The sequence below is a fragment of the Peredibacter starrii genome (assembly GCF_034259205.1).
GTDB classification, from domain to species: Bacteria; Bdellovibrionota; Bacteriovoracia; order Bacteriovoracales; family Bacteriovoracaceae; genus Peredibacter; species Peredibacter starrii.
In genome coordinates this window covers 1782390-1795712 of sequence record NZ_CP139487.1, presented here as the reverse complement: position 1 = coordinate 1795712, position 13323 = coordinate 1782390, and the positions used below count along the sequence as shown (strand labels likewise).

At 42.9% G+C, this 13323-nt stretch carries 15 protein-coding genes; 11 read left to right on the top strand and 4 right to left on the bottom strand.

Annotated features, from left to right (window positions below; genetic code table 11):
* Nucleotides 1–9: 9 nt before the first annotated feature.
* The 5 genes from SOO65_RS09105 to SOO65_RS09085 all read left to right on the top strand — a co-directional run bounded on the left by SOO65_RS09105 (nucleotide 10) and on the right by SOO65_RS09085 (nucleotide 4187).
* The gene (locus SOO65_RS09105; protein ID WP_321399577.1) at nucleotides 10–450 is read left to right on the top strand and encodes a hypothetical protein; all 441 of its coding nucleotides are present in this window, start codon (nucleotides 10–12) and stop codon (nucleotides 448–450) included.
* The gene (locus SOO65_RS09100; protein ID WP_321399576.1) at nucleotides 447–2405 is read left to right on the top strand and encodes a hypothetical protein; all 1959 of its coding nucleotides are present in this window, start codon (nucleotides 447–449) and stop codon (nucleotides 2403–2405) included. Before SOO65_RS09105 ends, SOO65_RS09100 begins: the two co-directional genes overlap by 4 nt.
* 174 nt (nucleotides 2406–2579) lie before the next feature.
* Nucleotides 2580–3200 (top strand): MotA/TolQ/ExbB proton channel family protein, encoded by a 621-nt coding sequence (locus SOO65_RS09095; RefSeq protein ID WP_321399575.1) that lies wholly within the window; start codon nucleotides 2580–2582, stop codon nucleotides 3198–3200.
* A gap of 6 nt (nucleotides 3201–3206) precedes the next feature.
* Nucleotides 3207–3629: an ExbD/TolR family protein gene (locus SOO65_RS09090; protein WP_321399574.1), complete on the top strand. Its 423-nt coding sequence runs from the start codon at nucleotides 3207–3209 to the stop codon at nucleotides 3627–3629.
* A 135-nt stretch (nucleotides 3630–3764) separates the two neighbouring features.
* Nucleotides 3765–4187, top strand: a complete 423-nt coding sequence (locus tag SOO65_RS09085; protein WP_321399573.1) for a hypothetical protein — start codon at nucleotides 3765–3767, stop codon at nucleotides 4185–4187.
* Here SOO65_RS09085 and SOO65_RS09080 read toward each other — a convergent pair.
* Nucleotides 4159–5781: a sensor histidine kinase gene (locus tag SOO65_RS09080; RefSeq protein ID WP_321399571.1), complete on the bottom strand. Its 1623-nt coding sequence runs from the start codon at nucleotides 5779–5781 to the stop codon at nucleotides 4159–4161. The two genes, SOO65_RS09085 and SOO65_RS09080, sit on opposite strands and share 29 nt — an antisense overlap.
* A 126-nt stretch (nucleotides 5782–5907) precedes the next feature.
* On the opposite strand from SOO65_RS09080, the gene SOO65_RS09075 reads away from it, so the two are divergent.
* Nucleotides 5908–6645: a rhomboid family intramembrane serine protease gene (locus SOO65_RS09075; protein ID WP_321399569.1), complete on the top strand. Its 738-nt coding sequence runs from the start codon at nucleotides 5908–5910 to the stop codon at nucleotides 6643–6645.
* Here the strand turns inward: SOO65_RS09075 and SOO65_RS09070 are convergent.
* Nucleotides 6548–7219, bottom strand: a complete 672-nt coding sequence (locus SOO65_RS09070; RefSeq protein ID WP_321399567.1) for a hypothetical protein — start codon at nucleotides 7217–7219, stop codon at nucleotides 6548–6550. The two genes, SOO65_RS09075 and SOO65_RS09070, sit on opposite strands and share 98 nt — an antisense overlap.
* 65 nt (nucleotides 7220–7284) lie before the next feature.
* Here SOO65_RS09070 and SOO65_RS09065 point away from each other — a divergent pair, with 65 nt between their 5' ends.
* The 4 genes from SOO65_RS09065 (at nucleotide 7285) to SOO65_RS09050 (ending at nucleotide 10850) form a co-directional block, all read left to right on the top strand.
* Entirely contained in the window at nucleotides 7285–8100 is an 816-nt protein-coding gene (locus tag SOO65_RS09065) for a class II glutamine amidotransferase (protein WP_321399565.1), read from the top strand.
* Between the two features lie 6 nt (nucleotides 8101–8106).
* Nucleotides 8107–9495, top strand: coding sequence for a hypothetical protein (locus tag SOO65_RS09060; protein WP_321399563.1), 1389 nt, complete (start codon nucleotides 8107–8109; stop codon nucleotides 9493–9495).
* 61 nt (nucleotides 9496–9556) lie between these two features.
* Complete coding sequence (locus tag SOO65_RS09055) at nucleotides 9557–9919, top strand: response regulator (protein WP_321399561.1); 363 nt, start codon at nucleotides 9557–9559, stop codon at nucleotides 9917–9919.
* Nucleotides 9920–9965: 46 nt separating this feature from the next.
* On the top strand, nucleotides 9966–10850 hold the full coding sequence (locus tag SOO65_RS09050; protein WP_321399559.1) for a hypothetical protein: 885 nt from the start codon (nucleotides 9966–9968) through the stop codon (nucleotides 10848–10850).
* Here the strand turns inward: SOO65_RS09050 and SOO65_RS09045 are convergent.
* Nucleotides 10828–12075, bottom strand: coding sequence for a dicarboxylate/amino acid:cation symporter (locus SOO65_RS09045; protein ID WP_321399557.1), 1248 nt, complete (start codon nucleotides 12073–12075; stop codon nucleotides 10828–10830). The two genes, SOO65_RS09050 and SOO65_RS09045, sit on opposite strands and share 23 nt — an antisense overlap.
* A gap of 105 nt (nucleotides 12076–12180) precedes the next feature.
* Here SOO65_RS09045 and SOO65_RS09040 point away from each other — a divergent pair, with 105 nt between their 5' ends.
* Complete coding sequence (locus SOO65_RS09040; protein ID WP_321399555.1) at nucleotides 12181–12798, top strand: Crp/Fnr family transcriptional regulator; 618 nt, start codon at nucleotides 12181–12183, stop codon at nucleotides 12796–12798.
* Here SOO65_RS09040 and SOO65_RS09035 read toward each other — a convergent pair.
* Nucleotides 12770–13222: a universal stress protein gene (locus tag SOO65_RS09035; RefSeq protein WP_321399553.1), complete on the bottom strand. Its 453-nt coding sequence runs from the start codon at nucleotides 13220–13222 to the stop codon at nucleotides 12770–12772. The two genes, SOO65_RS09040 and SOO65_RS09035, sit on opposite strands and share 29 nt — an antisense overlap.
* Between the last annotated feature and the right edge of the window lie 101 nt (nucleotides 13223–13323).

Sequence of the window (13323 nt, the reverse complement as noted above, 5' to 3'; positions counted from 1 at the left end):
AAGAAAACTATGATTAAAATCCTGCTTTTTACCTTGTTCATGGCAACCAATGTCTCAGCGGAGACATCCTGGAAAACGCAGGTCCAAAAACTTTTACCATCTCCTTTAAGTCAGCTGCAACCACAGAAAACAACGCTTACCGATATTGAAAAGCTTTTGGGTAAAGCGCATCTGGTCGAAGGCAAAGATTATTACTGGGAACGAGAAGGATTTAAATACGCTCTCAAGCTAACTGTTAACGATAAAAAAATTCTAACGACTCTCCATTACACCTTCAGCGGCGAACGACCCTCGTTAGATAAATTAAAGACGAAACTTCCTCTCTCGGAAATGCGTCCCTATCCTACTCACGGTAAGGCCGCGGGGCGTTTCCTCATTTATAAAGAAAAGAACGCTGAACTTATTATTGATCCAGTATCAAAAACCATTCATTCGGTGCAATTACCATGAAAAAATTTTTGATCCTGTCTCTCATGTTGAATCTCTCGGCTTTTGCTCATGGCGATCCCAATTGTGTTCCAAACCATGGCCTTGACATAGCGGATATTCAAAAGCTTCTTGAGTGGAGTGGCGCTCAGGAAAGTCAGATTCGAAATGCTCCTTGTAAAACGAAAGCACCTTTGCCCGAAGAAGAGATGTTGAATTTCATCGCAAAAAAATCAACTGGTAAATCCCGAGGCTCGGTTCACGGAGTGCAATTTAGAAATGAAAGTCCTGCACTGATCGAGGCGTTTGAAGATTTCACCACTGCGATGGACGGTTTTGGATTTTATAAAGACTCAAAGAACCAGAAAAAAATTCAGAACGAGTATAAGATTAATCCGGAATGCGAAAAAGTTCTGTGTGCCATGGAAAAGATCTGGGGCAGAGAGAATGCCATCAAGATGCTTTATATAAAATTGAAGCACAATTACAACACTTCTGATCTCGCCTTCTCCAACTCTTCTCCTTTTACTCCAGAAGAAATGGGCCAGGTTTTAATCGGACTGGAAGATGTTCCGGAAAGACTTGTGCCAGTAGGTAAACCCAATCAACGTCTGACACATTTTAAACGTGGGTATACGCTTAAAGATTACAGTGAATACACTCTGGCAAATGCCGTGATTATGCTTTTCGATTCCTGGGGCAATCAGAGTGCGGATGAGATGCAATACACAATCTTCCATGAGGTGGCCCACAATCTCGCGTCTCGAAATAAAAATATGGATGAATCACCGGAATGGCTAAAACTTAGTGGTTGGATTAAAAAGGGTGATACCTGGAAGGCCCAGGACAACGCTTGCTTCATTTCAAACTACGGAACGACCAATCCTTGGGAAGACTTCTCAGAAGTTGTATCAGCTTATCGTTACAATGCTCAGGGACTTAAAAAGAGTTGTCCCGAAAAATATGCTTTTATTAAAGATCGAGTTTATCAGGGCATTGAGTATTTAGATTCAAAACTATGTTCCCCGATTTCAATGAATAAACTTGAGCAAGTTCAGAAAGACGTTGCTCGAGAGTTGGTGCAATCAATTGAGGACAAATCCTTCTCTCAAGAAGAAGTCACCGGAGCTTGCCGTGGAATGATTCAGCACTACCCAGTGGCCCGAAACGAAGTCGCATTTTGTGGAGTTAAGCTTCATGCAGAAAGCTCCAAGACGAAAGAGCTGATTAACCAGGCCTTAAAAAAGGTCGGGGCTGAACCTACCAGTGCAAATCGCAATATGGTTTTAGAAGGTCTGGTTGATGAACTTTTACTTAACGATCCCCTTCAGCAAGAGATCAGTCAGAAAATGACTAAATTGAATCAGACCGTATCACAAATTGTTGAGAAGTCTTTTGAAGACGCCAATGCTTTTACTCGTCCTTTGACTGCAACTGATTATAGTTGGCGCTTGGAATTTGAAAAATGCTCAGGAGCATTGTTTGAAGGTAAGGCCAAAGAGACCCTTGAATGTCAGGCAAAACAAATCATCGCCAAAGACCGAAGCATGCAAAAATGGAACGCTGGTCAGTTCCCTCAATATAAGCTTCCTGAGATCGTGGCGGAGTCTGCCAAAGGTCAATTTGCAAAGGCCCGTGAAGAGAAACTTCTGGAGTATGTGCTGAAGCAGCCATCCGCCCAGGAGGCCAAGGAGATCATGGTTAAAGATTTCCAGGAACAAATGCGGGGACACCGCTACGAAGTGAGTAGAAAAGTCTCTCAATTGAATGATTGGAAAAAGCTCACTCCGGAAGAATTCTGTGCTCAAACCTATGGGGCCGGAACTACTTTCACAGACTATTATGGTGTTAAATCCGGAGCTCCCATTTCAGGTTTTCAAAAAGTGTGCACTGAGGCCCAAAGTCAGAAATCCAGACGATTCGAATTTAAAGAAACCGAATGGAATGAACTGGTGAAGAAAACCTTCGACACACCATGACTTCAACCTATTGATATTAAAGAAACTTCAGAGTAGTACTCTCAATTCATCGCTCCGTCTTTATTCACGGCTTTCTATCTCGAGCAAAGGCATTTTAGAAGTTGTCTATCGCTGCTAAATGGCGATAATTTAATGCAATATTTGCTCTTCGTTTTATTCAAAAGGATCGAATTTATGTCAATGATGGAACTCTTTCACCAGGGCGGATTTATTATGTATCCCCTTCTGGTTTTCTCAATTCTTGCCTGGACAGTGGCAACTCATAAGATATTCTTCCTTCGCGCCTTCATCAGAGAATCTGAAAAGCTTAATCAAGAAATCAATCAGGCCATCGCAAGCAGACGCTTCGATGATCTTAAACATACTTTAAAAAGATTCCCTGAATCTATCAGCCGTCCTTATGAAGTGCTGATGGAAGAGACCCATACTTCTAAAGAAGACATGGCAGATAAGTTATCTCGCCGTCTCTCTGAGACAAATTCTAGCCTAAAAGAGAATCTTTGGATCCTTGGTACAATCGCCTCATCTGCTCCATTCGTGGGTCTATTTGGTACGGTTCTAGGTATCATGGCCTCATTCAAGGCCATCGGTGCAACTGGTAAGAGTGGATTTTCGGTAGTGGCAGCAGGTATTTCTGAATCATTGATCGCAACTGCCGCTGGTATTATCGTGGCGGTTATTGCCGTTCTTTTCTACAACTACTTCCAGACTAAAGTGAATAAAACTGCGCAGTCGTTCAGGCACCAGGTTGAAGACATTGCAGAACTAGTTCTTTTGGCCAGAAAGACAAAGTAGGTCATTATGGCTTTTAGTAACAAAAACGGAAACGACGAAGAGCAAATCGTTTCAGACATTAACATGACTCCGCTGATTGATATCATGCTTGTGCTTCTCATCATTTTTATGGTGAGCTCATCGGCCGCGATTGAATCAGGATTGGATGTTGATCTCCCTGAAATGAATGCTGTAAGTGATAAAAACGGCGAAACACTGGTTGTTTCGCTATCTAAGAATGGCGGCATTGCCGTTCAAGGTGAAGAAGTTAAGTTAGAGGAACTTCAAGAGCGCATTAAAGCGAAACTTGTAAGCCTGAAGACTGAATCTGTGATCCTTGAGGGTGATGCAGAATCGCAACTTGATAAGGTCATGACGATTATGGACACAGCTCGTAGCGCCGGTGCCAAAAACTTCTCAATCGCTGCCCGTCTTAAAACCGCTCAATAATTTTTTTTAATCCTGCCTGAATCCAGGCAGGGTTTCTCTTCCAATAAATTAAACTTCCCTTAAGCTTGAACATTTTGATTTTGTCCTTCGGCCGTTTTAACTTTCCCTTCTTATCTTCTTAAACCCGGAGACAAAATGAAAACCATGCTTCTGATTTTAAGTTTTATAATTTCACAATCAATCTATGCACGCGGGATCGTTCCAATCAAAAAAGGTGATCTCAATTTGTCACAGGCCAAGGGTGAGATCATTTCAGTGAAAGAAATTTGTCCGAGAATTCCAGGACGCGCCACTTGTATGGCGATTGGTTCAGTCGTAGAAATTGAAATCGCACTTCAAGGGTGCCTGGATCGCCTGGGAGGATACTTCACTCACTTCGAAGTGGTGGATGGAAAAGGAAAGATCTTTCTCTCGGCAGTTAATATTTCAAATGAAGTTTCCAGACGTGTGATGTGTGTAAAAGCTCCATCGGAACAGATCACTCTTCAGGTGCCTTTTGAAGGAGAAATTGAACTGGTTAATACTAAGTTCAGTGGAAGCTCTCTAATTCAGTTGTAGCGCTTGCGTTGAGAGGCAGTGTGAAATAAAAAGCACTGCCTACTCCGACCTTACATTCTACCCAGACATAACCATCATGGGCATCAATGATCCCCTTCACGATCGCCAGTCCCAGGCCAGTTCCCTTGATGGCAGTTCGCTTAGACTGCCAATAACGATCAAAGACATGTTCAATTTCTTCCTCTGAAATTCCCGGGCCATTGTCCTTCACCATAAAAACGATCGACTCAATGTCCTTTTTAACCTGGACCTCAATTGAACCACCTTTCGGAGTGAACTTAATGGCATTACTCAGGAGATTTGAGAGGACCCGATTCACACACAAGTTATCACAATTCAGAATGGGAAGATTAGGTTCAACTGAAACTGTGAGTTTGATCTTTTTGTCCCAAGCGAGCGGTTCAAAAATCTGTGTCACTCCCTGAACAATATCAGAAACATTCTGAGGATTTTTATTCACAACGAAACACTTCGCCTCAAGCTTACTAAAATCTAGCAAATTCTGAATTAAGGATGTCATCTGGCCCGCGGCCTTTTGAAGTCCATGAATAATTTTTTCTAACTTTGGATCAGGGTCAGTTTGCTTATTGTTGAATTTTGTAAGTAAAGCAACATTTCCCACAATACTGGAAAGAGGATTTTTCAGATCATGAGAAACTGTTGCAATAATGTCCTCACGGGCATGAATGGACTCTGCCATTAATCTCTTGGTCTCACTGATATCTCTTATGATGGCAGTGATCCAAAGGCCCTCACGGGTAAGGAGTGGACTCAAGGTCACACTGATGGGAAATTCATGACCGTCCTTGTGAAGTCCACAAAGCTCGACTTGTCTTTCTCCTATATGTTTTGGAATGGGATTATCAAAGTACGTCAGTCTGAATGCGAGATGAGATTTTTTTAAACGTTCAGGAACCAAAAGTTCCACATCGCGATTCACAAGTTCTTCTTCAGTATAACCGAACTGATGAATGGTTTGATGATTTACAAATTTAATTTTCCCCCATTTATCCAGCACAACGATGGCGTCCTGAGCGGACTCAAAAAGACCTCGGTACTTTGCTTCTGCACTTCGAAGTTTTTCATTCACTTCCTGAATCTCGCGGGCACGAATATAAACTTCGGTTTCCATGCGCTCTAACTTTTCATTCACCTGTTTGGTGCGAATAAGTTCTGTAACATCTTCGCCTTGATTGATGACATATAAAATATTTCCAGCATCATCCAAAACCGGATAGTTAATGGGATTCCAATATCGCTCTTCAAAAATACCTTTCTCATTTTTTACGTCATAACGCTGAATGGCCATGGTATGAGGAGACTTTGTTTCCATCACGACCAAAAGAGAGCGTAATAGATTTTTAACTCCATTTGCTTCAGGATGATCGGGATTGTCCGGGAAAGCTTCAAACAGAGGTTTTCCAATCACCTCTTCCGGCCTTCTTTTAGTAATTCGAAACAAATCACTATTACAATCGACTATTGTAAAATGGGGAGCATCTGGAAGCATGACAATATACATACCTGGAAGACTCGCAACTAACTTGCGGTAATCAGACTGTGGATTGGAAGAATGTTGTTGCGCATTTAACATACTCTCTCCGATGTCTCATCTTATGACTTTCACTAACAAAAGTTATTTTAAATTCTCCTTAAAAAATTAGGCAAACTTGACATTAACGGATATGCCACCATCTTATGTTTTAAGAGTGAGGCACCAATGGAATATAAACTTACCAAAACTTTTCTTTCAAAAAAGCCCGCCTACAAGAGCTTTGTCATCGGTGCCATAAGCCTGGCCGTTCTAATGCTTTTCTTCGGAGCAGATCCGCAGAAATTCTCGGCCACAAAACGTCTGGTGTTCGAACAAGGAGAATACTGGCGTGCCTTCACAGCTGCCCTCCTCCATGCTGACCTCACTCACCTGGCACATAACGCTTTTTTCTTTGCAGGACTGGCGGCGCTATTAACAAATTATTTTGGATTTTGGGTCTTTCCGGTTCTCAGCATTATTGCAGGTGGATTAATTAATTTCGCGACCATATGGTTTTACGCTCCTGATGTTTCTTTAGTTGGTGTATCAGGAGTGGTTTATTTCATGGCCTCTTTTTGGCTCACACTTTATGTCTTGATTGAAAGACGACAAACTGTGACGACAAGACTTGTTCACGCCGTGGCAGTGTCTTTGATTTTCTTTTTCCCGGAGACCTTTCAACCTCAGACAAGTTATCTGGCACACGGACTAGGATTCGCCTTGGGTGTTCCTTTGGCGCTATTGTATTTTGCTTTAAATTTTAAAAAGATCCGGGCCTCAGAAGTTTGGGTCCCTATCGAGAAACATTTCGATGAGATGGAAAACATTATCCTTCTTGAAGAAAGCTCTTACCGTCAGGTGCCACTTGAAGAAGACGTGCCCGTTCAGCGCGCTTCGGGCTGCGTTCAATGCCAACAGCATTAAGCCCAACAAAGTTCGCCACTGCCATCATACTTCCTTCACCACAGAAGGGATGAACCACAGTTTTTGAATTGGTTTGCTTTAAAATGAATTTACTCGCCAGCAGCGAGGCCTCAAATCCCATGCCTCTTTCCCAGGTCTTTTCACCCAGATCAGGAATGACATCGGGAGTGGATTTTGAAACATCAACTCTGACATTTTTTGAAAAGCACAGCATGTGTGAATAGGCCGGACGACCAAAGGTAATCATTCCCGCTGGGGCCCGACAAAAGATCTTGTGCCAGAGTAGTTCCAGACCAACTTTCTCGGCCGCTTTCTGAACGATGTAGGCCTTATCCACCCAAGTGCCTTCAACTTTAATATCTGACTGAAAAAAGATCGCCACTCCATCATCGGGAGTTTTCGACATAACAAGCTCAGCAGTGGACTGAAACCATTCCTTCCACTGAGGAAGGGTGTATTGGGGAAACTCCGAAATATCGGGCATAGAGGCTATCAGTGAGCAGCCTTCAAGTGGTGGAGTTTGTCTTAGCCAAACAAGGGCATCATCACAGTGTACAATTCGAGTTGGTTCCATCTGGGAATTATCGCAGGAACAATTGCCCATTGTCATCCATCCGAGGTGGCACTTACAATATTTTCATGTGCCAATTATTAGGAATGAATTGTAACGTGCCAACGGACATCTGTTTCTCTTTCACGGGTTTTCAGGCCCGAGGAGGTATCACTGACCATCACACCGATGGTTGGGGAATCACTTTCTTTGAAGGTAAAGGAGTCAGACAATTTCTGGACCCCAAACCCTCCGCCCATTCTCCGGTTGCGGACTTCATTCGCACCTATCCCATTAAATCCACAAATGTGATCGCCCACATTCGTAAGGCCACTCAAGGTGACACGAAACTTGAAAACACTCATCCCTTTGTGCGTGAGATGTGGGGTCGCTATTGGTCTTTTGCGCATAATGGGGACCTGAAAAATTTCGAACCCGCATTTGATGGACGCTATCGTCCGGTGGGCAATACCGATAGCGAGAAGGCCTTTTGCTTTATTCTGCAAGAACTGCAAAAAACTTTTGGGGATGAGGCCCCTTCAATGGAAGCTTTAGGTAATAAACTTCATGAACTTACTCTGGCGCTGGCAACTTTTGGAGTTTTCAATTTCTTATTATCTAATGGTGAGTTCATGCTCGCTCATTGTTCGACTAAACTGGCTTCAATCATTCGTAAAGCGCCATTTAATGTGGCCCAACTTAAAGATCAGGACGTAAAAATTGATTTCAGTGCCGTGACCACTAATAAAGATCAGGTGGCGGTCATCGCAACGAATCCCCTGACTGATAACGAGGTCTGGAGTATTCATGAACCTGGAACTCTTCTTCTTTTCTCAGAAGGCGCTGTTGTGACTCAGTATAAAACGGTGCCTGGCCCCATTACTAATTGCATTTCAAACGCCTGAGGTCTCATGAAATACCTTTTGATACTGCTTCTTGTTTGTTCCTGTTCAAGTGCTAAGAAGAAGGCCATCGAATTGAGTGAAAAAGGGCTTCACGAAGAGGCCATCAATTATTGGGCCGAGGCAGTTAAAGGAGATCCAAGTGATGAGGAAGCGAAAAATGGGCTTCAGAGTTCCCTGGAAGTTGTATCAAACGATAAACTAACAAACATCCGAGATAAGCGCTTAGCAAACCAATACCAAATTGCCATTGATGAGCTTAAGAGCCTGACTGATCTTCAGAAGAAATTCCAGCTAAGACTAGACTTCAACTCCTCTAGCTTTCAAGGAAAAGAAATTCGCTCCCTCTGGCCCCATTATCAGGATCGTATCAGCACTAAAGTAAAATCAAATCTCCCCCTTTCCGCGGAAGCTGATCAGAGACACTATCAAGACGTGTTCTCGTCTATGCCTGAGTGGCATAAGGTCCAGGCAAAGGTCATCAAAAATGGCGTTAAGAGATGCGGGGAACTAAGAAAGACCGGTGAAGACAGGCCTTTCTTCAGAAGCTTCGTGACTCAGTTTTGTAAATACTGGGGACCTGAACGAGAACTCGGGCAAACAACCATTAGCTCTAAACTTTTTTCAAAGATTGAAGCAACTTCTGACATTAAGAATCTAGACAGTACAAGTGTGACGGCCCTGGAGAGCGCTCTGAATAATTCATTCCGTGAATCCCCTTGGTATCACCCGGAATCTCACCGCTCTATTAAGCTGAAACTCTCGGGCCAGTATAATTGGAATCCACTTTCTCGCATGGTTAGACAAGTACATAACTATAAAGTGAGTGTTCCCTACACTGATTATCAGATGGTGCAAAGAAGCCGTCAGATCCCGTATTCTGCAGTTGAAAACGGTGTCATGGTTACCAAGTACAGAACTGAGTATTATCAAAACCGCGAGCCGGTGACTCGTTATCGTACTGAGGCCCGGGTCTATGAATACATGGCGACTAAAAAGACCCAAACCCTTTCGCTTAATATGAAGGGCTCTGTTATCTTCGATAATAACAACGAAGCATTCACCTATATGAAGGAAGAAACGGAAGAGAAGTTTCTTCACGACATCAATATTCCTGACATTGGTCTTTACCCGCAGCAGGTCGATATAAGCTCGCCGCTTGCTAAGTTCCAAGGTTATTCACAGGATGCTGCCCAAAAATTTCGCTCTGATATGAATAATGTTTGGCAGAAGCTTTTCTGTACATTACCCAATGACCGCAGCATTGCTTCAGTCGGTGACCACGTCGTCCGTTGCCAAAGATTAGATTCCTATCCTCCAGAGTTTGTGAATACCTGGTTTAACAACTATTTTGGTGTCACAGCAATGAAGGCACGTGAGATCATTGGTCAGTTTTAAGAAATTTCTCAATCCATAAATAAATTGTTAACGTCTAGCTATTCCCTTTCAGCAGGTTTCGATGAAGAGCGTGTTACTTTTAGATGATGATAAAGATTTATGCGTACTGATGTGTTCGATTTTCGAGGAACTTGGACTGAGAGGCGTATGTGTGAATTCCTATAACGACCTTATTCAGATTAATCTGCCCAAAGAAAATTTTGATTTAATATTCCTGGACATTAATCTTGGCACAGGATCTAAAAACGGTATTGATGCATACGATTGGGTCAAGTCACAAAAGTATCAAAAGAAAATTGTCTTCTTCACCGGTCACGCTCGTAATTATCCTCTTCTTCAGGCCAAACTCAGTGAGCCCAATGTGACCGTATTGGAAAAACCTGCAGCACTCGAAATCATCGAAGAGATCCTAAGTAGCATATAGATACTCTTTAGTTGAATCGCCTTATTCGGGTTGCTACTCTTCCCCGATGGTTCATTACATTACAAGCAATAAACCTTATAACTCATCATCTCGGAACGTTGTTCTAACTCTGGCGGTCGTTGTTATCTTAGTTCAATCAATCGCCATATGGCGCTTCGAGAATATGGAGATCTTTCCACGACAAGTCAGAGAAAGGTCCATTCATCTGGTTTTCGCCATACTGATGCTCATTGCCCTGGTCTTTAAAAAAGAACTTTGGGACAGGAGAAAGTGTGTCTGGGCGTATCTCTCTTTGTTTCTCCCTTATGCATACTTCAACTGGACGCTTCAACAGGATTATCTTGCCAGTGGTGAAGAATGGATTCCGTTGGTCTCCGGCAAAATCCAAATTCTTCTTTTGGCCTTTTTAGTGCCCGGCCCTTATTGGGTAAATTTATTTCTCATGTTTTTGGTATGTGCTCAGAATATTTTTATTTGGTATTACCTGGATCTTCCTCACTCACCCAATGTGGTGCTCTCCAGTGAGCCCCAGGTGAGCTTCATCTATGTCTCAATCGCCATTGCTCTCATAACCTTCCGCTATCGTGATCAAAAACTGATCGAGAAACTGACCCGAGAAAAGGCGGTCTATGAGGTCCATGAAAAACTGGCCCAGATATTTCTCAGTATGAGAGATCGAACGAACAGTCCTCTTCAGTCACAAAAACTCGCCGTCGCCATCTTAAAAAGAGAATGTCCGGATAAGACTCATCTGGTGAGACCGCTGGAAAACTCTATAGAAACCATCGAGAGAATCAATAAGGTCCTTGGAAAATTAGAGACCCAGTTCCCGGTATTTTCTAAAGAACTCATGACAGAAGAAGAGACTCTCGCCTATCTGGAAAAAATTGAGAAGGCCCAGAGGAATTTTAACGGTTCAACTCATGAGTAAGCTTTTCCGTATCAAGCTCTTTTTCCCAACGTGAAATCACAATCGTCGCAACTCCATTACCGATGGTATTCGTAAGGGCACGTGCCTCTGACATAAATCGATCAATCCCAAAGATCAGGGCGAGCCCCCCCACAGGCACAGATGGAACAACCGCAAGAGTCGCGGCCAACGTAATAAAGCCCGCACCAGTTACCCCTGAGGCCCCTTGTGAAGTCACAGTCGCCACCAAGAGAAGACTTAACTGTTCTCCGATAGTGAGATCAATATTTAAGGCCTGAGCAACGAACACGGCCGCCATAGTGAGATAGATGTTAGTTCCATCTAAGTTGAATGAATATCCAGTAGGAATAACCAATCCTACAACTGACTTGGAACAGCCTAAACGCTCAGACTTCTCCATCATAGGGGCCAACACACTTTCTGATGATGAAGTTCCAAGTACAGTGAAGAGTTCTTCGCGGATGTACCTGATGTATTTTAAGATGCTAAAGCCACAGTATCGAGCGATTGGTCCCAAGACTACCAGGATAAACACGATGCAGGTGAGATAAAACACACCCATGAGTTTTGCCAATGGGGCCAGAGAATCAACTCCATACTTCCCAATCGTAAACGACATTGCCCCGAAAGCACCAATAGGCGCAAACAACATAAGAAAGTGAACAATCTTAAACAGGATCTGCGAGAGGCCTTCAAAAAATTCTCTCACGACCTTACCTTTGTCTCCTACATGTGTGAGACCATAACCAAAGAGTAATGCGATGAAGAGAATTTGGAGAACGTTACCCGAACTTGTGAAAGCGTCAGTGAAAGTCTTCGGGATGATGCTAAAAAGAAAGTCCCACATGGAAGTGCTTTCGGCCTTTTTAGCGTATTCAGCAATGGGACCCGAATCGAGTGTCGAAGGATCAACATTAAAACCTTTACCGGGTTTAAAGACATTGACTGCCACAAGTCCGAGCGCCAGAGCAATATTTGAAATGGTCTCAAAATAAAGCAGGGCCTTTCCACCCACTCGTCCTACTTTCTTCATGTCGCCGGAATGAGAAATCCCAAGAACGACGGTGGTGAAAATGATAGGTCCAATCAGCATTTTTAGAAGTGCAATGAAACTGTCACCCAAAATTTTCATTTTCACCGCGTGATCCGGAGAAACGAGTCCAAGCGTTATCCCTAGAGTAATCCCAACTAACACCTGAACATAAAGGCTTTTTAAGTATTTCATTAATAAATAATCCCAAAGTGCTCAACTTTTTACAACCATTGTTCGGAGCATGAATAAATATTAAGAAAGACGTCTTAAAATAGACCTTTGAATGCGAGGTGACGAATGCTGGAATCTCTCATCAGTGAACAGTCTCATCATTACCGAAAAGGCGAAACGATTTATCACGAAGGAACATCTTCTTTCGGGATTTATCTCATAAAGCAAGGTCATGTGAAGATCTTTACCAACGGAATTGAGGGGAAGGAACACATCTTAAGACTTGCCACGGGTGGCGATATCCTCGGCCACCGAAGTCTCTTCAAGTGCAAGATGAATTTAGAAAGTGCTAAGGCGCTGGAAGATACTGAATGCTATTTTGTGGAACATAAAACCATTGAGGATCTGTTCATCAAAAATCCTGAACTCGCGATTGATACACTTCTTCGCCTGTCCCATGAACTCGATGAGGCACTCAACCGAAATTCTGTTTTAGTCAAAAAGAACGTACGCGAAAGGATGGCGGAGTATTTTCTGACCATGGACAAACTTTATGGGGAGAACCATTGTATTCGTCTGCATTTATCACGGGAAGAAATCGCATCCATGATCGGGACCGCCAATGAAACCGCCATTCGGGTGATCAGTGATTTTAAAGAACAAGGTCTTATCACTGAAATTGATAAGACCTTTTATTTAAAAGATACTGAAAAGCTTAAACTGATTGCCGATCTTTCAGAATAAGAAGATTTCGCTCAGAGTGTTTCAGCATGTACTGGGCGAAGGAACTTTCAAAGATACCATGACGTTTTCTGGCCGCGAGAATGACCACATCTGCCTTGATTTCTTCCACCACTTCACAAAGTTTTTCTTTTTGATTTTCACTAAAAATACAATGAGTGTGGACCTTTACGTCCTTGGGAAGAACTTCCCGGCCAATTTTCTTTAGGGCATCATTGACAGACTTTTCGATCGCCAACCTATCATCGGCCAGAGGATAGGCCATACTGTAGGCATCGATGGCGAAATTAAAACCAATTTCCTGGAAGACATAGACCAGATGGACGTCTGATCCGGAAGAAAAATGAATCTCTTTCAATTCATCAAAACGGCCCCTTGCTTCCTTGGCAATGTCTACTGCGATGACAACTCTTTTACCAAATTCCATAAGCCTCTCCTGTTATAAATATCATGACAGAAATGGATAATATCTCCCCTGATATTGGTCATGTGGAGAAATGATGAATGTCATAAATTAACCTGAGAAAA